This is a genomic window from Photobacterium sp. GB-72, assembly GCF_003026095.1.
GTDB lineage: Bacteria > Pseudomonadota > Gammaproteobacteria > Enterobacterales > Vibrionaceae > Photobacterium.
In genome coordinates this window covers 74,922-97,155 of sequence record NZ_PYNV01000009.1, presented here as the reverse complement: position 1 = coordinate 97,155, position 22,234 = coordinate 74,922, and the positions used below count along the sequence as shown (strand labels likewise).

Genomic DNA, 22,234 nt, shown 5'->3' with positions numbered 1-22,234 from the left:
AGCCAATTTTTTGACACCCTGTAAAGAAAAATGAATATATGCAATAGATATAACATAATATGTTAGGCATATAGCCACTAAGATCTCAATCTGAATATCGTGTTATTCAAATTATCTTCAGAATGTTCTAGATTAACTTCATACCTAGCCGGTAATTAGGCCCCTTGCCTAAAAATAATCTGAATTCATTGATTATTAAGCCTCATTCTCAAATGAGGCTTTTTTATTCCCTTTCAAACTACACGGTTGTCTTTTATAAAAAATCTTATTCCGCTGCAAACGTGTAACACATAAACAAGCTGTGGGGATCCGGTAAATAATCAGCAAACGGTTCACAATATTCAAAACCAAACTTTTCATATAAACGACAGGCTGACTCAAAAAAATTATGTGAGCCTGTCTCTAAGCTAATGGTCTTAAACCCCCTGTTATTGGCTTCAATTAAAACATGTTCTAAGAGCCTTGCTCCCACTCCTTGGTTTCGCGCATCAATCTTCGTCCGCATTGATTTCAGCTCAGCACTTTCAGCATTTAGACGTTTAATTGCAACACAACCAAGCAACATATCTTGCTTCCAACAGGTATAAAACGTCACATCCTCAGCCTGAAGTGCATCTAAATCTAACGCATGAACACTATCAGCAGGCGATGTTGCATACATATCTTCTAAATGCTCCATCAACAACTGAATGACTTGTGGGTGTGTTAAGTCACCAATTTTAATATCCATTTAAAATTCCTTTTACCATAATCTGAGCTGCTAACTACATACCTTGAAAACACGAGTTATAACATGATCGTACTAGGTAAACATTGACTTACCTATTATTTATAAAATGGCACCATAACGAGTGGTAAAATCCTTCCTCAATTTCTCACTCAATTTATTTTCTAAGAAGGTAAGCACTCTCTAAATTTGTAACTATTCTCAATAAAGTATGTTCAAAACTGAAACAATCAACATTCTAAATAAATTGCACTAGAGATAAAACGTTTCAACATTTTTTTCACCTTTTAGCGTTTATAACTTACGGCGAATAACGACGTGGAGAAAGAAGGGTTATTCCGCTTATTTGCATCAATTTGGTTTGTAATCCTTCGAAATAAACAATGAATATGATTAAGCAAAAACGTGTTGGTGGCGTATCTTATGCTACCTTTACTTTCCTACTCGCACTGTATTTTACAGCCATAGTTAACTTACCTGTATATAAGGCACTGATTGGAATATTTAGTCAACTTGAAACCGTTAAACTTGGTTTTGTACTCACAATCCCACTTTTCTTTCTCGTCTGCTTAAACTTTCTTTTTTCATTATTTAGTTGGCCTAAGATAAGTAAGCCGTTCTTTATTATCTTACTGATTTTATCAAGTATGGTGAGTTATGCTGGGTTCAACTATGGCATCATGTTTGACTACGGCATGATTGCCAACATCATAGAAACAGACAGCAGTGAAGCCAGCTCTTATCTCAGCTTATACTCTGCAATGTGGACACTTCTAATGGGTGTCATACCCGCGCTGCTCATCTATAAACTGCCAATCAAGCCAATAACAAGCCCTATGACTTTTATTACAGCCAAGCTTGTATCAATGCTAATTTCATTAGTGGTGGTTGGGTTAATTGCAGCAGTGTATTACCAAGACTATGCCTCGGTTGGACGTAATAATAGCTATCTGAAAAAAGTGATTATTCCCACTCAGTTTGTCTACAGCACTATTAAATACGTAAAACACACCTATTTCACCACTCCACAACCTTATAAGCACATAGGTTTGGATGCTAAACAAAGTGACGCAGCCTTAGCGCAGGCAAAAACAAAACCCACACTGATGATCATGGTAGTTGGTGAAACAGCTCGTGCGCAGAATTACGAACTAAATGGCTATCACCGTAACACCAACCGTTATACTCGTGAGCTTAATATGATCTCGTTTCAAGACGTAACAGCATGTGGTACAGCAACAGCAGTCTCGGTGCCTTGCATGTTTGCCAATTTGAACCGAGACAACTTCGAACGCTCGCAAGCGGATAACCAAGATAACCTCCTTGATATTCTGCAACGCGCTAACGTTTCTCAGCTATGGAAAGAGAACGATGGTGGTGATAAATCTGTCGCGAAGAATATTACTAAGATCGAGATAGATCGTTCCCGTAAAGATGAGATGTGTAATGGCTCAACTTGTTACGACATGGCGCTACTTGAAAATATCGAACAAGATATCGAAGATCTAAGTGGTAATCGCATGATCACGCTTCATTTAATTGGTAGTCATGGCCCCACGTACTATCAACGTTACCCATCAAATAAAGCGATATTCCAGCCTGATTGCCCACGAGCTGATATTGAAAACTGCAGCCAAGAGCAAATCATCAACAGCTACGATAATACGATTTTATATACTGACTATGTGATCAGCCAAATGATCGAGAAACTACAACAACTGAATGAGCAATATAATACTGCGCTGGTTTATATCTCAGATCATGGCGAGTCTCTCGGTGAAAACGGCACTTATTTGCACGGTATTCCTTATCGGTTTGCCCCCGAATACCAAACCAAAGTACCGTTAATAGTATGGATGTCGCCAAGTTTTCAACAAACGAAAAATATTGACTATACCTGTTTAAAACAAGCAGCTAGCAAAACGGGCACCTACTCTCACGATAATATCTTTCATTCCATGCTGGGCGTGATGGATATCAGTACCGAAGAGTATCAAGCAGAATTAGATATTTTCAGTCAATGCCGTGATAAATTTGCAACTGAAGTTGCGAAATATAACAATTAACTATCATCAATCTAACGAATAAAAGAAAAGAGAATAACTAACCTAACAACCTATTCTCTTTTCTCGTTACTTAGCGTGCTGATCAACCATCGAACTTAAATATAATGAAATTATTACTCATTGAAGATCACCAAGATATAGCCAATATCATCTTCGACTTTTTTGAAATTAAAAGTTATACGCTTGATTACGCTAACAATGGCATCCAAGGATACAAACTGGCAAAGCAACATCATTATGATTTGATCATACTTGATGTCATGCTGCCACGTATGGACGGCTACATGGTATGTCAACAATTACGTAAAGATGGCATCGATACTCCTATACTCATGCTTACAGCCCGAGATACTCGTGAAGATACATTAGAAGGTTTTGCAACGGGTGCTGATGATTACTTAATTAAGCCTTTTGATTTAGAGATCCTTGAAGCAAGGATTACCGCTTTAACCCGTCGCCGTAAAGGAAACACAGCGGCACAAATACTGCAATTTGGTGATTTGTTCCTTGATCTCAAAACTCACATTGCCACCCGTGAAAACAGACAGATACCACTTAACCCTACTCTATTTACTATTTTGAAATTAATGCTGTTACGAGCACCAGATACCCTCACAAAACAAGAATTAATTAATACCTTATGGGGCGATGATGAACCTGAAAACAATGTACTACGTAGCCACATCTATCAATTAAGAACTCAAATAGACAAAGGCTTTAATCATAGCTATATCAAAACTATCCCTAAAGTGGGCTACCAGCTCATCAAACAGATTAAAGAAGATAAGCAACAATGAAAAAACTACGCTCTGCACGCGAAATAACGTTTTTCTATTTTGCTGTTGTCGCTATAGCCATGATCACCATCCACTTCGCTTTAGTTGAGTCAACAGTGGATGAGCTCGAATTATTAAATGCACAAAATGCCCTAGAACACAAAACTGAAGATATTATAAATAAGCTACAAAACTCACCTTCAGAATTACAGTACATAACTCGCACCAGCCAAAGTTATGTGGGTTTAGCCAATGTTCCTAAACACTTTGATATTGATAAAGATCTCCCCTATAACGAGGCGATCGAAGTATACCAACCTAATGGATACTCAACAGACTATTTTGTAATGAAAAGTTTAATGACCAATAGTAACGGTCATCATGCTGATCTCTACACTTTTTACTTTGATGAAATCTATGAGCTTAGTGAAGATCAGATCTTTAAAGAGAATATCGAGCAAGCCGTAATTTCAGTCATACTTTTAATTATCACCTTGACGATTATGCTGCTAATTTCACGCCGCCTAAACCATCCTTTATCGGTTCTCACCCATCAGTTGCAACGTCGTTCAGCCAATGATTTAAGCCCAATAGTCATCCCCAAAGGTGTTAAAACACAAGAGTTAACCATGCTTGTTGATAGTTTAAACCAATACCAAGATCGTATTAAGCAATCCATCGAACGGGAGAGAGCATTTAATCGATATGCAAGTCATGAACTTCGTACACCACTCATGGTGATAAAGGGAGCAACCTATTTATTAGCACATTCTTCAGCACCCGAGTTTATTGACACGCAACGGGATCGTTTATCTAGAGCCTGTGATGAAATGAATGACTTCGTTACAACGTTACTTTCTCTTACTCGTGAGGAAAATCTAGATGAGCTACAAAGCCGTGAGTTAACCAAAGACGAATTAGAAGAAATAGTACAAAGTCACTTACATTTGTTAAAGAATAAGCCCGTCGAATACCGTATTGAATTAAGCCACTCTATTGACATTAAAATTCCTAAAACCAGTTTAAAAATCCTAGTAGGAAATTTACTCAAAAACGCATTTTCTTGCACCGAGAAAGGTTCAGTCGTGATTAGTGTTACCCCATTACGTATATCGATTATTGATACTGGAATCGGATTAGAGAAAAAGCCAAGAGGTGTGGAAGGATATGGCTTAGGATTACTCATATCCCGTGATATATGCCATAAATACGGTTATGAATTCGAGCTTCTGAATAACCCACACGGTGGTTGTCGTGCACAAATAAGCATTCAGCCGGATCAGTAATTTCACTAATATACCCAAACAACTTCAAGATGCCTGATTCAGAGCGAAGTCACTGAGTTGAATTCAAGGAAGACAACGAAGCGGAATAGCGAGCTCTTTCCAAGTTGTCTGACGCAAGAAGTCGGCTCAGTGACACGCTCCCAAAGGGCGAGCGTCCTTAGCTCTCAGACTTTGTTAACAATTCTCAATGTAGAACCACTATATCTACGAATCGTTGCCGCGCCTGAGAACTAAGGTCGTCTCGCTGAACACTGCATCTTGAAGTCGCTTGGGTATATAAACATAAAGAAAGGCAGCCACTGTATTCGACAGCGCTGCCTTTATCTTATTCATAGGATTGTTGCTTTATTCCAACTCAAGTTGCATCAGTAACAAATCTTCGCCATCAATAACCTGTGTGCGATTACTCTGGCAATGGCTGCAAATAATACTGCGCTCGTTATGCGTGGTTTCTTGCCCACACTCAAAACACGATAATACTAAGGGTTGGATCTGCATTTCAAATATTGCGTCATGACAAACCCCTTCTAACTTAAAGGTTTGAAAGGCTGTTTCTAATAACGCTGGTTCAACACCGCTTAATATACCGACTTTTATTGCAACACGAGTCACTTTGGTCGCGTCATTATCTTCGGCATGTTGTTCGCATTGTTCAATTAAAGCGCCAACAATGGAATATTCATGCATTAACAAATCCTCGGAAGTAACTCACCTTGTGGTAAATCAAGGTAACGACGGCTACCCCATCCGCTAGTTAAGATTACGCGACCTGCATAATCATCACTGACTTCACCAATAATGGCAGCATCACCACATGCAGCAAATGCGCTTAATACTTCTAATGCTTTTTCTGCTTGTTCTTGTGGTAGTGCGATAATAAATGTTCCTTCGTTTGCAAGATCAAACGGTTCAAAACCGTATAACTCACAAAGCCCACGTACTTCTTCACTTACAGGCACATCATCTTCAACCACATTGATACCAATGTCAGACGCTTGCGCCCATTCGTTAAGTACTGCAGATAAACCACCACGTGTAGCATCACGCATTGCATGAATATCAAGATCTGCGGCAATTAACGCCTCAACCGCAGGCCATAAGGTATTGCAATCACTAATAAGTTCAGATTCTAGCGTTAGCCCTTCACGTGCCATTAAAATAGCGGCGCCATGACGACCAATATCACGAGAAACAATGATTGCATCACCTTGTTTTAGGTTACGTACCGAAATGCCAGATTTAGTAATAGTGCCAACACCTGTGGTATTGATAAACAAACCATCCGCACACCCTTTAGGCACAACTTTAGTATCGCCGCACACGATTTTAGCGCCAGAAATACTGAGCTCATTTGCCATGCTATCAACAATGGTCTTTAGATTAGCAACATCAAAGCCTTCTTCGATGATCACACTGCAACTCAAATACTGAGGTTTTGCGCCCATCATCGCAAGGTCGTTCACCGTACCTGCAATGGCTAATTTACCGATATTGCCACCAGCAAAAAACAATGGCGAAACCGTAAAGGAATCGGTAGTAAAAGCCGTGTTACCTTCCAGTGTTAAAACCGCAGCATCTTCTTCATTACGAAGGATATCGTTATCAAACGCTTTAAAGAATAAGCCTTTGATCAGCTTATTCATTTCCTGACCACCGCCACCATGACTTAATTGAATCGACTTGGTTGTAGATAAGGTTGTTAAATCAATATCAGTCATTATTAAACGCCTCGGTAACGGAAATAAGCATTACATGCACCTTCAGAGCTCACCATACAGCTACCTAATGGTGTTTGCGGTGTACAACCACGTCCAAAGACTTTGCAATCTTGAGGTTTCGCTAAGCCGCGAAGAATATCACCACATTGACATGCTTTATGATCATCAATCGGTGTCATGGGTAAGCAATCCGCAAAACGTATTTCAGCATCACGGTGTTGATAAGCAGCATTTAATTTCAACGCAGAATTAGCAATAGGTCCTAAACCACGCCAGCGAAAACTATCGCGCACATCAAAACAACGTTTTACGGCTTGTTGAGCAACCGTATTACCCTCTTCTGTTACTGCACGCGTATATTGCACGTCGAGTTCAGGTTCACCCGCGATTTTTTGTTTAGTGATACGTAAAATAGATTCCATCACATCAACAGGTTCAAAACCTGCAACGACTACGGGAGTATTGTATTTCTCAACCAACGGACGATAAATCTTCGCCCCTTCAATCACACTCACATGTGACGGGCCAATAAACGCATTCACTTTTACCGCTGGATCAGCCATTACCGCATCAACAGCAGGCGGCACTAAAACATGGTTAATGTGAAAGTAGAGATTATTGATTTGGCGTTGCTCTGCAAGCTCAACTAAAACGGCGGTCATAGGCGTTGAGGTTTCAAAACCAATGGCAAAGAAAACCACCTCTTTATCCGGGTTTTCTGTCGCAATGGTTAAGCAATCAAGCGGATCGTAAATAGGTCGAATATCACAACCCTTAGCACGATATTGCGCCAAACTACCTTTTGAACCCGGAACGCGGATCATATCGCCAAGGGTAACTAAAATAACATTGGGTTGGCATGCCAGTGCAGCGGCATGATCAATACGTTCTTTGGGCATAACGCAAACAGGACAACCAGGGCCATGAATAAAATCAATATTCTCAGGTAGTAACTGCTTTAAACCATACTTCATGATGGTATGTGTATGGCCGCCACACACTTCCATCACTTTTAAAGGCTCAGGTAATTGTGGCGCTATGGCTTTTATCTGCTCGGCTAAACTCAGTACAGTATCAGCATCACGAAAGCCTTGATATAACTGTTTTAAGTCAAAACTCATAATGCTAATGGCCCTGCTTCAGCCAACAGTAAACGGTACATTTCTAAACTTTCTTGGGCATCTTTATCATCAATTTTGCTCATCACAAAACCAATATGGATTAATACATAATCCCCTAACGCCAAGGGCTCAGTTAATAAATGACAGCTTACTGTTCGCTTAACTCCCATGGTATCAACCGTGACACTATTTTCTTCAGGATGTAACTCAACCACCTGTGAAGGAATAGATAAACACATGATAATTATCCTTCAATCAGATTGTTGTTAATCCATGATACAAGTGGTTGGAAGCTTTCAGGATCTTTGGTTGATAATGAAATAACTTCAACATTAGGATTAAGTTTTTGTAGTTGCGCTTTTGCTTCTTCAATACTGAAATCAAAATACGGCAATAAATCACACTTAGTAATAAGAACGACATCAGCGCGGCGGAACATCACTGGGTATTTTTCAATTTTATCATCGCCTTCTGGTACTGAGACCAATACGATATTTTTATGCGTGCCCACATCGTAACTCGCAGGGCAAACAAGATTACCGACGTTTTCAACGAAACAAATATCAAGATCATCTAATTCAATATGATGAAGCGCGGAATGCACCATGAACGCATCAAGATGGCAGGCCGAACCCGTTTGAATTTGGTAGGCATTAATCCCTTGCGCTTTTAATCGATCAGCATCGCGTGATGTTTCTAAGTCACCTTCAACAACGGCATATTTCAGCGGCGTATACTGATGTAGATGTTCTAATAAGGTCGTTTTACCGCTACCAGGGCTACTCATTAAATTAAATGCAGTCACATTCTTAGCATTAAAATGCGCACGATTGTGTGCCGCTTCTACATCATTTTTATCTAGTATTTTGTGAATTACCGATAAGGTTTTTTTATCATTAAGCTGAGGGTTTGCTTGTAATTGGTGATGATGGTGATGATCACCACCAGCGAGTGAACAACCGCAATCTTGACACATAGGAGCTCCAACCGACATCAGTTTACCGACTCAACGAGATAAAGAGGTAAACCTTAATAGACTAAAAGGTATAAAGTGGTCATTTAATATGCAATAACCAAAAATTTAGCCTCAATTATCTATGCTATAAAAGAATATTGCAATTGTATGACGATTTATTTGCGTAGAACTATGATTTACGATATTAGTAATAAAAGTTAATACGCAGGCAATGCGAACAATTGTCAGACTATATTCAGGCTTACTGACTATCATCTGACAATACAAATTGAAACGCATCGTATATTAGCGATATCAACATAATTAAAGAGAAAGTCATATGCATACTAAAGCATCAAGCTTAAAATCAAAGCTACTAAAAGCAGCTGTTCCTCTAGCACTTGCATGCGTATTTACCGCAGCTCCTGCTATGGCTAAAGAGGCTACCGTTGTTCCAGCTGCTGCTCCTCAGATTACAGCTCAACAGCAAAATATCGCTAACCGTATTGGTGTGATTCAACAAGAGCTTGCGGGTATCCGTCATCAGACTCTTCAATCTCACCCTGAATTGGTGAAAGAGCTAAAAGCTTACGAAACAGCTTTTAATAACAAAGTAAAAGAAAAAGGTTACAACCCAGAGAAGCTAATCAAACGCGCTCAAGAAATTCAACTTGAAGCACGTAAAGACGATTTATCTAATGCGAAGCGTACTGAGCTTATCAAAGAGTTTACTAACATTCGTATGGAATTAGCGAAACAGCAGCAATCTATCCTGTCTGATCCTGCAATTAGCAAGCAAGACAAACAAGTACAAAAAGATGTACTTACAGCTATGAAAAAGCAAGATCCTAAAGCAGAGAAACTGCTTACTGAACTAGATAGCTTAGTGAAACAATTCAAAAAAAGTTAATTCCTTTTATTAACTTTTAAAAAAAAGGATAGCACTATCGCTATCCTTTTTTATAAACAAAATTTGCTATCAGCACTACTCGGCGTCAATCACCTCAAAAAAAGAGCAACCATGTTAGCTACTCTTTCTTCTTAACTTAATGTTTCACCAAATGGCTAAGCTTATAAACACATTGGCTTATTTTCGCTTAGCATTCTCATGCCTTTAATAATTTTAAATAGCCAATAAAGTACAGCAACGATAGCAATGGCAGCGCCAACAAATGGTAGAACATTTAACACACTATTCATTACATCGTGAAGCATTGAACCTTGCACCCAATAATCAGCACCGGCAACCATACCCGTTGTTGTTGCCGCTGTTACACCCAATACCACAAAAAATGTAAAGAATAAAAAGAAACTACGGATAATGGAGTAATAGTGGCTATATGTAAGCTCGTCAGTACCTTTGTTTAATTGGTACCCTGCATAAATGATTGCCACAATACCAGAGGTAAGCAGTGTAAACGGAGTAAGAAAGCTTGCTATATACGCAAACCAAACGCCTTTTTTATTATCCTGTGTCATAACGTTAATCCATATCTGCAATAAAGGTAATGATTTAGCTCTAATTATCACAGGTATTTCAGCGACTTCAAGTTTCGCTGCAAATTAGAATGATCAGGATCAAAACAGGCTGTTTACACTTCGCTAAAGTCTGCTATAACACCCTAAACAAACAAATGCCTGTACATTTCAGCACAGGCATTTATAAGAGAATAGTTTGAAATACTATAGCTTTTCTTCGGCTGACTCGATCTCACTCCCGTCTTTAACACGACGGTGACCTTCTTGTAGATGAACAAAATCTACTAAATCATCGCCACTGACTTGGAATGCCTGGCCAAACCCTTTAACAAATAAACCTTGAGTCGGTGCTAAGCGGAACAATGAAAAATCTTCTAACCCACTTAAGCCTTCTACAATTTCACCAAAACGCGTTTGCAGTGCAGCAATTCCTTGATGCCAACGATCTGATTTTCGTTCAATCACACTCACATCAGCTTCAAACGTTAGACGCTTGCGGGCGTAAAGCACTTTAGATGCAGATTCGTCTTCAATCATCATTAAAGAGACTTGCGGGTTTTCAAGTAGATTTCTGGCATGTTTAGCAATTTGGCTAATTAATACGTAATAACCATCATCAAGCAAAGCGAACGGTGCATAGCTCACATTGGGTTTACCGTTCGCATCTACCGTTGCTAATTGTAGCGTTTGGCATGCTTCGCGGAATTCTTTAATCTCAGGACCAAGGCGATTTTGCAAACGTTCCTGTTTTACTTCACTCATGATATTTCTTCCTCAATTTGACTAGCTTTTCTTTGGCCTAGTTCTTCGACTAGATTTATTTAATTTGTTTTAACAACTTAAATTTCTCAATTTGCTCTGGGAACAAGTTACGATGTTTATCTCTACCTAAATAGACTTTAAATACACACTCGCCTGTTACGGCAAAAAAACCGATGAAGTAACTTTCCTTCCCCATAAAAGGTTTACTGACGAGCGCAACGTCCGAAACATGATCTAAACGTAAGTGACCATGTAACTCGCCCTCTTTACCCATTAGATTATAATATCCACGCGCTTCTTTGCCTTTTGGGAACGCCGCTTTTACTTCAAAGATAGAGCCCATTGAATGCACAATCGTAGTAACAGGTCCCCATTCAGGTAACGACTCTACGATTGTTTTCGCTAAGTGGCCGGGCAATAAACACACCATTTCATCAGGGTAAGACATGACAACCTCACCTTCTGTTACGGCTAATTGCTCTGCGATTGAAACAGCATGAAGTTTTGGGTTATCAGTTAATAAATCAGCGACTTTCAATTTCAATTCTTCACGAGTGTATTGCTCAAACACCTTGGTTTTCCTTCTCTTTAGATATTTTTCTATACAACCAGCTTCCATAGAAAAAAAACTATTTATTGCGTCCATAAATTCTATGCATTTTTACTTTAGCCTTTGTTACTTAAACGTTCTCAATTGAGCAAGTCTAAGTCTTACATCATCGGCTAACTGTGCTCATGATATTAACGATCAAATAATATTGCAAATGATAATTGATATTATTCGTATTTCATGGATAATGATGTTTATACTGGTTATAAACATTAGTGTTACATCTGAAAAACAACTCTAATCTATTGAATAAACGGAATTATATTAAGAAATACACCATGCAAAAAACCGCAATTAAACATTTAGTTCACATTCCTTCATCTGTTCAATAAGGCGTACATTGTGAATATAAAACGTTATCTCATTGCTGGCTGTGCCTCTATTCTCTTCCACAGTCTTATTGTGTCAGCAATGCCAGAGAAGAAGATCATTACAGTCCCTCTTGAAAAGTCGACGAGCGTGGCTGTCAACTTAGTATCACTACCTAATATAAAACCAGAAACCATCGTTGCACCTGCTACGGCTCAGCCTTCAGCAATCGTGACTCCTCAACCGGTTGTTAAAAACACACCAGCGCCAAAAACAACAATGAAAAAGTTGGTCAAAAAATCACAACCTGAAAAGAAAAAGAAAACAGTTAAAGCTCCGGTTCAACCCACGAAGAAAGCCCCAAAAAAAATAGAAAAGAAGCCAGTAGTAACGAAAAATATTCAGAAAAAAGTTGAGAAAAAAACAGCGACTAAAAACGTAACAAATGCCCAACGAAAAACTGAGAAATTTGAACTTAAACCAACAAATTCTAGCCAGCCTGTGTCATCACAACTGGCATTAAATAAGACAACTAAAGCTAAAAAAACAACCGTTGGAGCACATTCACCTCAATTGGTCTCAAAACCCACGTTTGCCACGAAACCTTCCGCTGTGAAGTATCCACAATTAGCAAAACGTCGTGGTATTGAAGGCACAGTCTTAGTTGAAGTACTGATTGCAAAAGATGGTCATCAAGTTAAACAAAAACTGGTTAAATCATCTGGTGCCAATGTGCTTGATGATGCGGCACTTAAAGCGATTAAAAAGTGGCGCTTCTCACCCCATATTGTTGACGGCATTGCTATTGCACACCGTGTTCAAATTCCCGTTCGTTTCAAATTGGATTAAATCATGCCTTTTATTGATAACCTCAACCAGCAACTTGGCCTAATGGCGTGGCCTCTTATTATTTGTTCTGTGCTCACTGTTATGATTTTAACTGAGCGTCTTATTCAAGTTTTGTTATGTACCGGTGTAGGCAAAACAAAAGTTACAGCACTCCTTGCTCAACAAAACCGTCACGACGAACACGCACTAGATAATTTAACCGAGGAGCTAAAACAGCAACGCCCTTTGCTTTATAAAGGAATTGCGATGTTAATTGCGCATCGCCATTTCACTAAACCATTACGTGAAGATGCTGCCGCTATTTGGTTAATACAAAAACGCACTGAATTACGTTCAGGTTTACGCTTATTAAGTCTGATTGGTGTTATTAGTCCGTTACTTGGTTTACTCGGTACAGTGCTTGGCTTAATTGATATGTTTACCGGTATTTCCCATTCAACAGGCTCTGTGACTCCCAGCGATCTTGCTGACGGTCTTGGTCTTGCTATGCGAACAACAGCTGCTGGTTTGATCATCGCACTTCCTGCCATTACTGGTGCACAACTACTTGGGCTATGGGCTGATAATGTTACGGCTAAACTAGAACACAGTTTAAACCGTTGTAATCTTTGGCTTGAAGGAATGAATGTTGACGCTGAAAACGGGAAAACATCAGCCTGTGATACCTGCGAACAAAACCCTGCCGTTAATGGGACTGCATCATGATCAAAGCCAACAGTAGCGTTTTCCAAACCGAGGAAATGAATCCAGACCTGACTCCATTACTGGATATTATTTTTATTGTCATGGTGTTTTTACTGTTAACAGCCACAGTGAAAATTAAAGCCCTCGATGTCGATTTACCACAAACAGCAACCAAAACATTACAGACAACCCAAGCCGATCCTATTGCTATTAATTTAGTATCAGAAGCACCTTATTGGGCACTGCAAGGTAAAAAAATCAATCAATGGGATGACTTCAAAACAGCCTTGTTACAAGAAGTGAAAACTAACCCAACGAAACCTGTTGTGATTGGTGCAGATAAAGCAGCCTCTGTTGAACAAATGCTCAAATTACTCGCCTTCTTGCAAGAAAATAATATCAAAGCGACTCAGCTACTTATGGAAGAATCAAACAATGCATAAACTCTCTCTATTAAAAACCTCTTTATTGACGCTGGTGTTAGGACTTAGTAGCTACGCGCAAGCAAGTACGGACTCAGCAACTGAGAAAAATAAAATCATCAGTGCTGGTGCTTCAGTTACTCAAATCATTAACGCCTTAGATGCTACTGATCAAGTCGTCGCCGTTGATCTAACAAGTAAAGGATTAGTGGATAAATCAACCCCTAAAGTGGGTTATCACCGCCAGCTTTCAGCTGAGAACTTAATGTCTTTATCCCCGACTCACCTTGTTGGTTCTAATGAAATGGGGCCACAAAGTACACTTAACCTACTTGAGCAATCAGGTGTTGAAGTTGATATTGTTAACTCAGGGGAAACCGTTAAAGATCTACTTATACGTATCGATCAAATTGCTAAACTCACTGATCATCAAGATCGTGCTGAAAAGCTAAAACAAAAGCTTAATGTTCAGCTAGATAAAATTAATACTGCAACTGCCAATATTAAGACTCCTAAAAAAGTCTTGTTCTTAATGATCCATGATGGTCGCCCAATTAACATTGCAGGAAGTAATACTACTGCAGATAGCATCATTACACTTGCTGGTGCTAAAAACCCTGCTGCAACATCAATCAGTAACTACAAGCCTATATCTGGTGAAGCAATTGTTACCATGCAACCAGATATTATTTTGTTGAGCACACGTACAGCTAGCAAGATCAAAAACATGCAAGATCTTATTGCCCAAATGCCATTAATTGCCGCAACACCGGCTGCAACAAATAATGCATTACTCACAATAAAAAGTACTGCGCTCATTGGTGGTTTAGGACTCGAGAGTGTTAATGAAGCTTTAAAGCTTAATCAGGCTATTTATCCTTAAATTACGCCTCTATCATCCCTATTTATTCGTGCGTAAGGTTGTTGTTACATGTATGCAAAACGCTTCTCAGCCCATCATATTTATATAATAAGTATCGCCTTACTTATTTTTACAGGGCTTTCTTCTATTGTTATAGGTCCTATGGCGATCAGTTATAAACAAAGTTTGTTAGCACTATTACCCGGTGATCATGAACTTGCTAAACATGTCAGCCTAGTGATCCATCAAATTCGTTTACCACGTACGCTTCTCTGTTTTGCTATCGGTGCAATTTTAGCTGTATGTGGCGCTGTACTACAGGGACTGTTTCGCAACCCGCTTGCAGATCCTGGGATCATCGGAATCACGGGCGGTGCAGGCTTAGGTGCTGCATTGGCCATTGTCTTATTTGCCCCTCTCACCGCATCATTCCCTCAGCTTTTAAACTTCGCTATTGTGCCTATTTTTGCCTTTATTGGCGGCGCAATCAGCACCGTTTTAGTTTATCGCTTAGGCACAGATAAAAACGGCACATCGGTGATGATCATGCTACTCGCTGGTGTCGCGATAACCGCAATTTCAGGCGCAGGGCTTGGGTTACTCAATTATGTTGCCGACGATCAAGCCTTACGTGATTTATCATTGTGGTCAATGGGTTCACTGGCTGGTGCAACATGGACAGGCATTATTCTCGCCTATTGCACATTCGGGTTACTCTTTACCTATTTTTATCGTCATACCAGTAATTTAAACGCGTTGTTATTAGGCGAAGCTGAAGCTCGACATATGGGGGTTAACACGCAAAAACTAAAACGTAATTTAATTATTACATGTGCTGCGGGAGTGGGTATGACTGTTGCCGTTTGTGGCCCGATTGGCTTTATTGGCTTGGTTATTCCTCATGTGGGTAGAATGCTAACAGGTCCAAATCATAAAACCTTATTGCCAATTTCGGCTTTACTTGGCGGCTTAATCCTCTTGGTTGCCGATATGATTGCTCGAAGCGCATTCTCGCCTCAAGAGCTGCCGGTTGGGATCATCACCGCCATGTTAGGCGCGCCTTTCTTTATCTATTTATTAGTTAATCAAAAGAGTCAGATGTCATGACGTTAAATCATTCAGCAAAGGTCGATTTTACAGCAAGTAGCGACAAAGTCTGTGTTATTCAGGCTCGCGACTTATCATTACAATTCGGTGATAAAGTCCTGCTAAATCATCTTGATATTGATATTCACGCAGGAGAAGTCACCGCATTACTTGGGCCAAACGGTGCAGGTAAAAGTACCCTGTTAAAAGTATTATGTGGGGAGATTACGCCAAAATCAGGCACGGTTTCTTTCTTTGATCAACCGCTTAATAATTGGGCTCGGGAAGAATTGGCATGTCACTTAGGTGTCCTTCCACAACATAGCGCATTATCGTTTGCCTTTACCGCGAAAGAAGTTGTCGAGCTAGGCGCAATTCCATTGCAGCTCACTTCGCCTGAACTGAAAGATGCAACAGCATCAAGCATGCAATACGTTGATATTAACAATTTAGCTAAACGTCTCTACCCCACCTTATCGGGGGGTGAAAAACAGCGTGTACACCTTGCCCGGGTTTTAACACAACTCAGTAAAGCCGGTGATAAATGTATCTTGATGTTAGATGAACCCACCTCAGCACTCGATCTCGCCCACCAGCACCACACCTTACAAATTGCCCAAAATATGGCTATACAAGGCGCCGCTGTAATTGTGGTATTGCACGATTTAAACCTTGCAGCCCAATACACTGATCGGATGATTTTCCTTAACGAAGGAGAAATAAAAGCCGACGGCACGCCAACACAAGTTCTTACTCCTGAAGTAATAGATACCTTATATGGTTGGCCTGTCAGTGTTCATACTCATCCAAGTGGTGATTTTCCTTATCTTTTATCAGCCAATCATTCTGTTTTTTAACGTTTTATCTATTAATGACTAGATATACACAATAAATTGAAGCTATTAGCATGACAAACATCGAGTTTTTACGGTTAATGATCAATTAATTCAATCAAGTTGAATAGAAAGATTGCACAACGCAAAACACACAGTAAAATGTGATCGCAAGCGATTACATGTGTAATTAGTGTAAAAATAGTTTCTATCTTCTAATGCCGCATTTTACTGCGGCTTTAGTTGTTTATGATCCATGATAATTGCAACACCCTATAATTCGGTATCAAATTGAATAATTAAGTAGCTAATAACTAAAGGATCTTCATCTCTGCGAGTGAACTCGTAAGCCATAGACTACGTAATTAATCAATTTGGTATCAAAAACCTTTGTCAGATCCTAATCTGACCATGATAAGAAGAATAAATATGGCAACCATTAAAGACGTTGCACGTATGGCAGGTGTATCAACTACTACAGTGTCGCACGTGATTAATAAAACACGCTTTGTTGCAGAAGCAACGCAACAAAAAGTTTTGGCTGCAGTAGATGAACTTAACTACGCCCCAAGTGCAGTAGCGCGAAGCTTAAAATGTAATACAACACGTACTATCGGCATGTTAGTCACTAAATCGACTAACCCATTTTTTGCCGAAGTTGTGCATGGTGTTGAAGAATATTGTTATGGTGCAGGCTACACACTGATCTTATGTAACACCGAAGGTAACTTAGAAAAACAACGTGATTACTTACGTATGCTTTCTGAAAAGCGTGTTGATGGCCTATTGGTTATGTGCAGCGATCTGGATCAAATGCTGCTCGATTTACTTGAGCGTAAAAATGATCTTCCTATGGTTATCATGGACTGGGGCCCAGAAAGCCCACATACTGATAATATTCTAGATAACGCTGAAAACGGCGGTTATATTGCGACTAAGCACCTTATTGAAAATGGTCATAAGAAAATTGGCTGTTTATCTGGACAAGTTGATAAGTCTACTTGTCAAGAGCGCCTAAAGGGCTTCCGTAAAGCGATGAAAGAAGCAGATCTCACTGTTAATGATAATTGGCTACTTGACGGTGACTTTGAGTGTGAGTCAGCCGTTGAAGCTGCTCATAAGTTTATCGCAATGGAAGATCGCCCTACTGCTATCTTCTGCTTTAACGACATTATGGCTATGGCTCTGATCAGTACCTTTGAACAGGCAGGTCTGCGTGTTCCTGATGATATCTCAATCATTGGCTACGATAACATTGACCTTGCGCCCTACTTTGCGCCACCGCTAACAACTATCCACCAGCCTAAACGTCGTTTAGGTAAAAAGGCCATCGAAATCTTGCTAGAGCGTGTGAAAGACAAGAATCATGAGCGTCAAACCTTTGAAATGACGCCTAAACTTGTTGAGAGAAAATCGGTTAAAGATCTCAACTAATAAAATTTATCTTTCTATGTTAAGGAAAAGCCGATAAGTTAACCTTGTTGGCTTTTTTTTTACTTATAAAAAACAATCATGAGTATTTATAATTATAAAGCTTATTAAAATAAGCTAAGAACAAATACCTGAACCAATATCACATTTTTGAGAGCTTAGATTTAATATTAAAAGTATTATTTAATATAACTTTATATAGTCACGAACTGGCAAATTAATTGAAAGATTAAGACGCAAAACCACCGGCCTAAAAATTATGTTAATAATTCAAGGTAGCGGGGTTACCGAAGGATTATTATTGAACCGACAATATTATGACACAAACTTAACAATATATTGACAGTATCAATGTGTAGATTAATTAATCTATTTCCTCGCTCTTAATGTTTAGGTGACACTCATATTTTTTCACCGAGTAGAAGCATGGATAAACCAATATTAAAAGATTCATTAAAATTATTTGACCATTTTGGTTCAATAAAATCACGGTCGATGTTTGGCGGTTTTGGCATTTTTTCTGGTGATACAATGTTTGCATTAGTTGTGAACGATAAACTTCACTTACGTGCAAATGCTGAAACTGAAAAGGAATTCAAACAAGCTGGCTTGGAACCCTATGTTTATAAAAAACGTGGCTTCCCTGTTGTAACCAAGCACTATGCAATACCCGACCAATGGTGGGATGAACCCACAAAGATTGTAGCTCAAGGTAGGTATTCACTGGATGCAGCAGAAAAAGACAAGCAAGAAAAGGAGAGTTGCGTACCTGACCGAATTAAAGATTTACCTAATCTACGATTATCAAATGAAAGAATGCTTAAAAAAGCAGGCATAAACACTATTGAACAACTTCTAGCAGTGGGCTCTCTTGGCGCATATAAAGCACTTCAAGAATCACAAACAAGTCCATTGAGTATTGAATTGCTTTGGGCATTGGAAGGCGCAATTAGCGGTCAACATTGGTCAGTTATTCCTGAGCAACGTCGAAATGAACTATTATCTGCCTTATCTTAAAAATATAAGTTGTCTTAAATATAAAATACTTAGGAATAAAAGAGCCCCCATTCTTTTATTTCTAAGTATACCTTTCAAAAATAATTTCCGTATTATCCTTATCTTCCTTTATAAAATTCAATATTTATTTGGTTTAATTGCATAATAACAAACTTTTGCCATTAAATTAATTCCCTCCGTTTTGCACTCCTTGATTTATATAAATGATAATTATCTTTATTTATATTCCATGCCTAATTATTTGCTAATACGACCAATAACCCATCTTCTCACTAATAAATAACGCGGCGCTTTAAACTGTCTTATCTCCTGCTGATTTTTTCACCAACCAATTGAAGAAAAAGAAATATTTATCATTAAATGAAATACAATGTCTGTTGTTAAGGTCTACATGTTTACAACTGCTACTGAGTAAGATCGTATAAAACCCTACTTTTAGGGTGTTTTTTAAGGAATCACATGCGCATTTCGATCAAAAAAATTGACTCTTTATGGGTAAAGCCTTTGCTATGGCTTCAAGCTCGCCACTATGGTCAAGTATTAAACCCTGCAAAGCTATGGGGACGTAAACCTGTCTTATTTTGGTTAGTCGCAGGTTTTTTTGGTTTTCTCGACCGTAAGAAGTCACCGATTCAAGATGTCATGCGATCTTTGGTCTGTGTGCGTGTTTCACAATTAAACGATTGTGCCTTTTGTGTTGATGCCAATGGTATGAAGCTCGCCGAACGTTGTGATTCAGAAGATAAAATTAAAGCACTCGCCAACTGGCAACACTCTACGCTGTTTACAGATCAAGAACGCGCTGTGTTGGTCTACACTGAAGCGATGACAATAACAGGCAAACGAGTGACAGATGAAATGCTTGTCGCGCTACAAGAATGGTATAGCAGTGATGATATTATTGAACTCACTGCTTTAGTTAGCTTTCAGAACTTGTCGGCGAAATTTAACACTGCGCTCGATGTGCCAGCACAAGGCTTTTGTTCTCTTCCTATTACGCCTAACGATATTGCTCAAGATAACGTGCAAGCATCAGATAAAAACATAACGAAAAAGGATCAGGCAAATGAATAAGAAAAAAACGCTATTGCTGCTGGTCATTGTCAGCCTTATTGCGTTATGGCTACATTTTGATCTAGGCCAATACCTTACCCTTGAGTTCATCAAGCAAGAGCAATTAGCCCTACAAGCAAAGATTGAAAGTCAACTTTTCACTGCTTACTTGTTTTTCTTTGTACTCTATATTGCCGTGACAGCCCTTTCCTTACCCGGCGCTGCAATTTTAACGTTGCTTGGAGCGGCATTATTTGGTTTTTGGCCTAGCCTTATTATTATTTCTTTTGCCAGCACAATAGGTGCAACATTGGCTTTTCTATCAAGCCGCTATATTTTGCAAGACTGGGTACAACAGCGGTTTGGACAACGCCTCGCGACCATTAATCAAGGGATTGAAAACGAAGGCGCATTTTATCTATTAACGCTGCGTTTAATCCCTGTAGTGCCGTTTTTTCTGATCAACTTACTAATGGGTTTAACCCCGATTAAAACTCGTACCTTCTTCTTTGTCAGTCAGCTTGGCATGCTGGCTGGAACTGCTATTTATGTGAATGCCGGTACTCAACTGAGTAACATTAATAGTTTGAGCGAAATCATCTCATTTCCTGTATTGATATCTCTTGTATTACTCGGGATCTTCCCACTGCTCGCAAAAACAATTATTAATTACATCAAAAGCCAAAAGGTTTATAGCGGTTGGCAAAAACCTACAGTATTTGATCAAAACCTAGTGGTAATTGGTGCGGGTGCTGGCGGTTTAGTCAGCTCCTATATCGCGGCAGCCGTAAAAGCGGAAGTCACATTAATTGAGCGTCATAAAATGGGCGGCGATTGCTTAAACACAGGTTGTGTGCCATCTAAAGCCTTAATCCGTGTCGCTCATAGCGCTTATGAGCTGCAACAAGCAAAACAATTTGGTATTGAAGCTAAAATTGAAAAAATCGACTTTAAAGCCGTTATGACTCGTGTTCACAAGGTTATCAAAGATATCGAACCGCATGATTCTATTGAACGTTACAGCAAGCTTGGTGTGAATTGTGTCCAAGGTGACGCGACGATTTTGTCGCCTTGGGAAGTAGAAGTTAACGGCAAAGTGATCACCACACGTAACATTATTATCGCAACAGGGGCTTCCCCATTGTTGCCCAATATTTCAGGCTTAAACACAGTCAATCCATTAACGTCCGATAACCTATGGCAACTAGATACTTTACCTGAAAAATTATTGATTTTGGGTGGTGGTCCTATTGGTTGTGAATTAGCTCAAGCGTTTCATCGTCTTGGCGCATCTGTCATCTTAGTTGAAATGGCAGATCAGCTACTTAATCGTGAAGATAAAGATGCAGCCGATTTAATCTATCAAAAGCTAACTCATGAAGGCGTTAGAGTTCTTCTTAAGCACAAAGCCGCTAGTTTTGTAGAGAAAGGGGCGGCGCAATATCACCTCGTTAAGCTTGATGATCTTTCGGCAGAGCAAACGATCGACGTTGAATTTGATCAGGTTATTGTGGCGTTAGGTCGTGTTGCTAATACCAAAGGTTTTGGTTTAGAGCAGCTAAAATTAGCAACTAACCCACAAGGGACTATCAAAGTTAACCACTACCTACAAACGCAATATCCTAATATATACGCTGTGGGTGATGTGGCAGGCCCTTTCCAATTAACTCATGCAGCCGCGCATCAAGCATGGTATGCCTCAGTAAATAGCTTGTTTGGTACATTCAAAAAGTTTAAAGCTGATTACTCGGTATTACCTGCCGTTACCTATACTGCACCAGAGTTAGCTCGAGTTGGTCTCAATGAAAAAGAAGCTATTTCACAAAATATCGATTATCAAACATATACTTACCCTATATCCGATTTAGATCGTGCGATTGCCGACAATGCTGCCGAAGGTTTCGTTAAAGTTCTAACCCCGCCCAATAGCGATAAGATTTTAGGGGTCACAATTGTCGGCCATCATGGCGGCGAACTACTGGCGGAATTTACCTTAGCAATGCGCTACAAACTGGGACTGAATAAGATTTTATCGACGATTCACCCTTACCCCACCATGAGTGAAGCCACTAAATATACGGCTGGTGTATGGAAACAGGCCAATGCCCCACAAAAGTTATTGGCAATGGTTAAACGTTATCATCAATGGATGCGTAAATAGGTCATTCGGTACAAGGAATTAAAAAGG

At 39.4% G+C, this 22,234-nt stretch carries 23 protein-coding genes and 1 riboswitch; of the genes, 14 read left to right on the top strand and 9 right to left on the bottom strand.

Annotated features, from left to right (window positions below; genetic code table 11):
• Positions 1-265: 265 nt before the first annotated feature.
• Positions 266-730 carry a GNAT family N-acetyltransferase gene (locus C9J40_RS11815; protein WP_107206415.1) on the bottom strand — a complete coding sequence of 155 codons (465 nt, stop codon included), beginning with the start codon at positions 728-730 and terminating at the stop codon, positions 266-268.
• A gap of 380 nt (positions 731-1,110) precedes the next feature.
• Here C9J40_RS11815 and C9J40_RS11810 point away from each other — a divergent pair, with 380 nt between their 5' ends.
• The 3 genes from C9J40_RS11810 to C9J40_RS11800 all read left to right on the top strand — a co-directional run bounded on the left by C9J40_RS11810 (position 1,111) and on the right by C9J40_RS11800 (position 4,855).
• Positions 1,111-2,793 (top strand): phosphoethanolamine transferase, encoded by a 1,683-nt coding sequence (locus tag C9J40_RS11810; RefSeq protein WP_107246965.1) that lies wholly within the window; start codon positions 1,111-1,113, stop codon positions 2,791-2,793.
• Between the two features lie 104 nt (positions 2,794-2,897).
• Positions 2,898-3,590 (top strand): response regulator transcription factor, encoded by a 693-nt coding sequence (locus tag C9J40_RS11805; RefSeq protein WP_107206413.1) that lies wholly within the window; start codon positions 2,898-2,900, stop codon positions 3,588-3,590.
• Positions 3,587-4,855, top strand: a complete 1,269-nt coding sequence (locus C9J40_RS11800; protein WP_107246964.1) for a HAMP domain-containing sensor histidine kinase — start codon at positions 3,587-3,589, stop codon at positions 4,853-4,855. The genes C9J40_RS11805 and C9J40_RS11800 overlap by 4 nt, the downstream gene beginning before the upstream one ends.
• A gap of 345 nt (positions 4,856-5,200) precedes the next feature.
• Here the strand turns inward: C9J40_RS11800 and C9J40_RS11795 are convergent, their stop codons facing one another.
• The 5 genes from C9J40_RS11795 to hypB are packed head-to-tail and all read right to left on the bottom strand — an operon-like array spanning position 5,201 to position 8,670.
• Positions 5,201-5,542 carry a hydrogenase maturation nickel metallochaperone HypA gene (locus C9J40_RS11795; protein WP_107206411.1) on the bottom strand — a complete coding sequence of 114 codons (342 nt, stop codon included), beginning with the start codon at positions 5,540-5,542 and terminating at the stop codon, positions 5,201-5,203.
• Positions 5,542-6,573, bottom strand: a complete 1,032-nt coding sequence (hypE, locus tag C9J40_RS11790; RefSeq protein WP_107206410.1) for a hydrogenase expression/formation protein HypE — start codon at positions 6,571-6,573, stop codon at positions 5,542-5,544. The genes C9J40_RS11795 and hypE overlap by 1 nt, the downstream gene beginning before the upstream one ends.
• Positions 6,574-6,575: 2 nt before the next feature.
• Positions 6,576-7,694, bottom strand: coding sequence for a hydrogenase formation protein HypD (gene hypD / locus C9J40_RS11785; protein WP_105060057.1), 1,119 nt, complete (start codon positions 7,692-7,694; stop codon positions 6,576-6,578).
• Complete coding sequence (locus C9J40_RS11780; protein WP_005368247.1) at positions 7,691-7,933, bottom strand: HypC/HybG/HupF family hydrogenase formation chaperone; 243 nt, start codon at positions 7,931-7,933, stop codon at positions 7,691-7,693. The genes hypD and C9J40_RS11780 overlap by 4 nt, the downstream gene beginning before the upstream one ends.
• A 5-nt stretch (positions 7,934-7,938) precedes the next feature.
• Entirely contained in the window at positions 7,939-8,670 is a 732-nt protein-coding gene (gene hypB / locus C9J40_RS11775) for a hydrogenase nickel incorporation protein HypB (RefSeq protein ID WP_005368248.1), read from the bottom strand.
• A 319-nt stretch (positions 8,671-8,989) separates the two neighbouring features.
• On the opposite strand from hypB, the gene C9J40_RS11770 reads away from it, so the two are divergent.
• Positions 8,990-9,559 (top strand): hypothetical protein, encoded by a 570-nt coding sequence (locus C9J40_RS11770; RefSeq protein ID WP_107206408.1) that lies wholly within the window; start codon positions 8,990-8,992, stop codon positions 9,557-9,559.
• 161 nt (positions 9,560-9,720) lie between these two features.
• Here C9J40_RS11770 and C9J40_RS11765 read toward each other — a convergent pair whose 3' ends face one another.
• The 3 genes from C9J40_RS11765 to hutX all read right to left on the bottom strand — a co-directional run bounded on the left by C9J40_RS11765 (position 9,721) and on the right by hutX (position 11,461).
• The gene (locus C9J40_RS11765; protein WP_107206407.1) at positions 9,721-10,128 is read right to left on the bottom strand and encodes a hypothetical protein; all 408 of its coding nucleotides are present in this window, start codon (positions 10,126-10,128) and stop codon (positions 9,721-9,723) included.
• A 204-nt stretch (positions 10,129-10,332) separates the two neighbouring features.
• Complete coding sequence (hutZ, locus tag C9J40_RS11760) at positions 10,333-10,890, bottom strand: heme utilization protein HutZ (protein WP_045130810.1); 558 nt, start codon at positions 10,888-10,890, stop codon at positions 10,333-10,335.
• A gap of 55 nt (positions 10,891-10,945) precedes the next feature.
• Positions 10,946-11,461, bottom strand: coding sequence for a heme utilization cystosolic carrier protein HutX (gene hutX / locus C9J40_RS11755; protein ID WP_107206406.1), 516 nt, complete (start codon positions 11,459-11,461; stop codon positions 10,946-10,948).
• 381 nt (positions 11,462-11,842) lie between these two features.
• On the opposite strand from hutX, the gene C9J40_RS11750 reads away from it, so the two are divergent.
• The 10 genes from C9J40_RS11750 to C9J40_RS11705 all read left to right on the top strand — a co-directional run bounded on the left by C9J40_RS11750 (position 11,843) and on the right by C9J40_RS11705 (position 22,207).
• Complete coding sequence (locus tag C9J40_RS11750) at positions 11,843-12,658, top strand: energy transducer TonB (protein ID WP_107206405.1); 816 nt, start codon at positions 11,843-11,845, stop codon at positions 12,656-12,658.
• 3 nt (positions 12,659-12,661) lie between these two features.
• Positions 12,662-13,363, top strand: a complete 702-nt coding sequence (locus C9J40_RS11745; RefSeq protein WP_005368267.1) for a MotA/TolQ/ExbB proton channel family protein — start codon at positions 12,662-12,664, stop codon at positions 13,361-13,363.
• The gene (locus C9J40_RS11740) at positions 13,360-13,785 is read left to right on the top strand and encodes a biopolymer transporter ExbD (RefSeq protein ID WP_107206404.1); all 426 of its coding nucleotides are present in this window, start codon (positions 13,360-13,362) and stop codon (positions 13,783-13,785) included. The genes C9J40_RS11745 and C9J40_RS11740 overlap by 4 nt, the downstream gene beginning before the upstream one ends.
• Positions 13,778-14,647, top strand: coding sequence for a hemin ABC transporter substrate-binding protein (locus tag C9J40_RS11735; RefSeq protein ID WP_107246962.1), 870 nt, complete (start codon positions 13,778-13,780; stop codon positions 14,645-14,647). The genes C9J40_RS11740 and C9J40_RS11735 overlap by 8 nt, the downstream gene beginning before the upstream one ends.
• 48 nt (positions 14,648-14,695) lie before the next feature.
• Positions 14,696-15,733, top strand: coding sequence for an iron ABC transporter permease (locus tag C9J40_RS11730; protein WP_107246960.1), 1,038 nt, complete (start codon positions 14,696-14,698; stop codon positions 15,731-15,733).
• A complete protein-coding gene (locus tag C9J40_RS11725) occupies positions 15,730-16,569 on the top strand; it encodes a heme ABC transporter ATP-binding protein (RefSeq protein ID WP_107206401.1) in 840 nt (279 codons plus the stop codon). Before C9J40_RS11730 ends, C9J40_RS11725 begins: the two co-directional genes overlap by 4 nt.
• A gap of 405 nt (positions 16,570-16,974) precedes the next feature.
• Positions 16,975-17,979, top strand: coding sequence for an HTH-type transcriptional repressor PurR (gene purR / locus C9J40_RS11720; RefSeq protein ID WP_107246959.1), 1,005 nt, complete (start codon positions 16,975-16,977; stop codon positions 17,977-17,979).
• Positions 17,980-18,177: 198 nt separating this feature from the next.
• Positions 18,178-18,268: riboswitch (cyclic di-GMP riboswitch) on the top strand.
• Between the two features lie 134 nt (positions 18,269-18,402).
• Complete coding sequence (locus C9J40_RS11715; RefSeq protein WP_105060044.1) at positions 18,403-18,993, top strand: TfoX/Sxy family DNA transformation protein; 591 nt, start codon at positions 18,403-18,405, stop codon at positions 18,991-18,993.
• A gap of 459 nt (positions 18,994-19,452) precedes the next feature.
• Positions 19,453-20,067, top strand: a complete 615-nt coding sequence (locus C9J40_RS11710; protein ID WP_107246957.1) for a carboxymuconolactone decarboxylase family protein — start codon at positions 19,453-19,455, stop codon at positions 20,065-20,067.
• Positions 20,060-22,207, top strand: coding sequence for an FAD-dependent oxidoreductase (locus C9J40_RS11705; protein ID WP_107246956.1), 2,148 nt, complete (start codon positions 20,060-20,062; stop codon positions 22,205-22,207). The genes C9J40_RS11710 and C9J40_RS11705 overlap by 8 nt, the downstream gene beginning before the upstream one ends.
• Positions 22,208-22,234 lie beyond the last annotated feature (27 nt).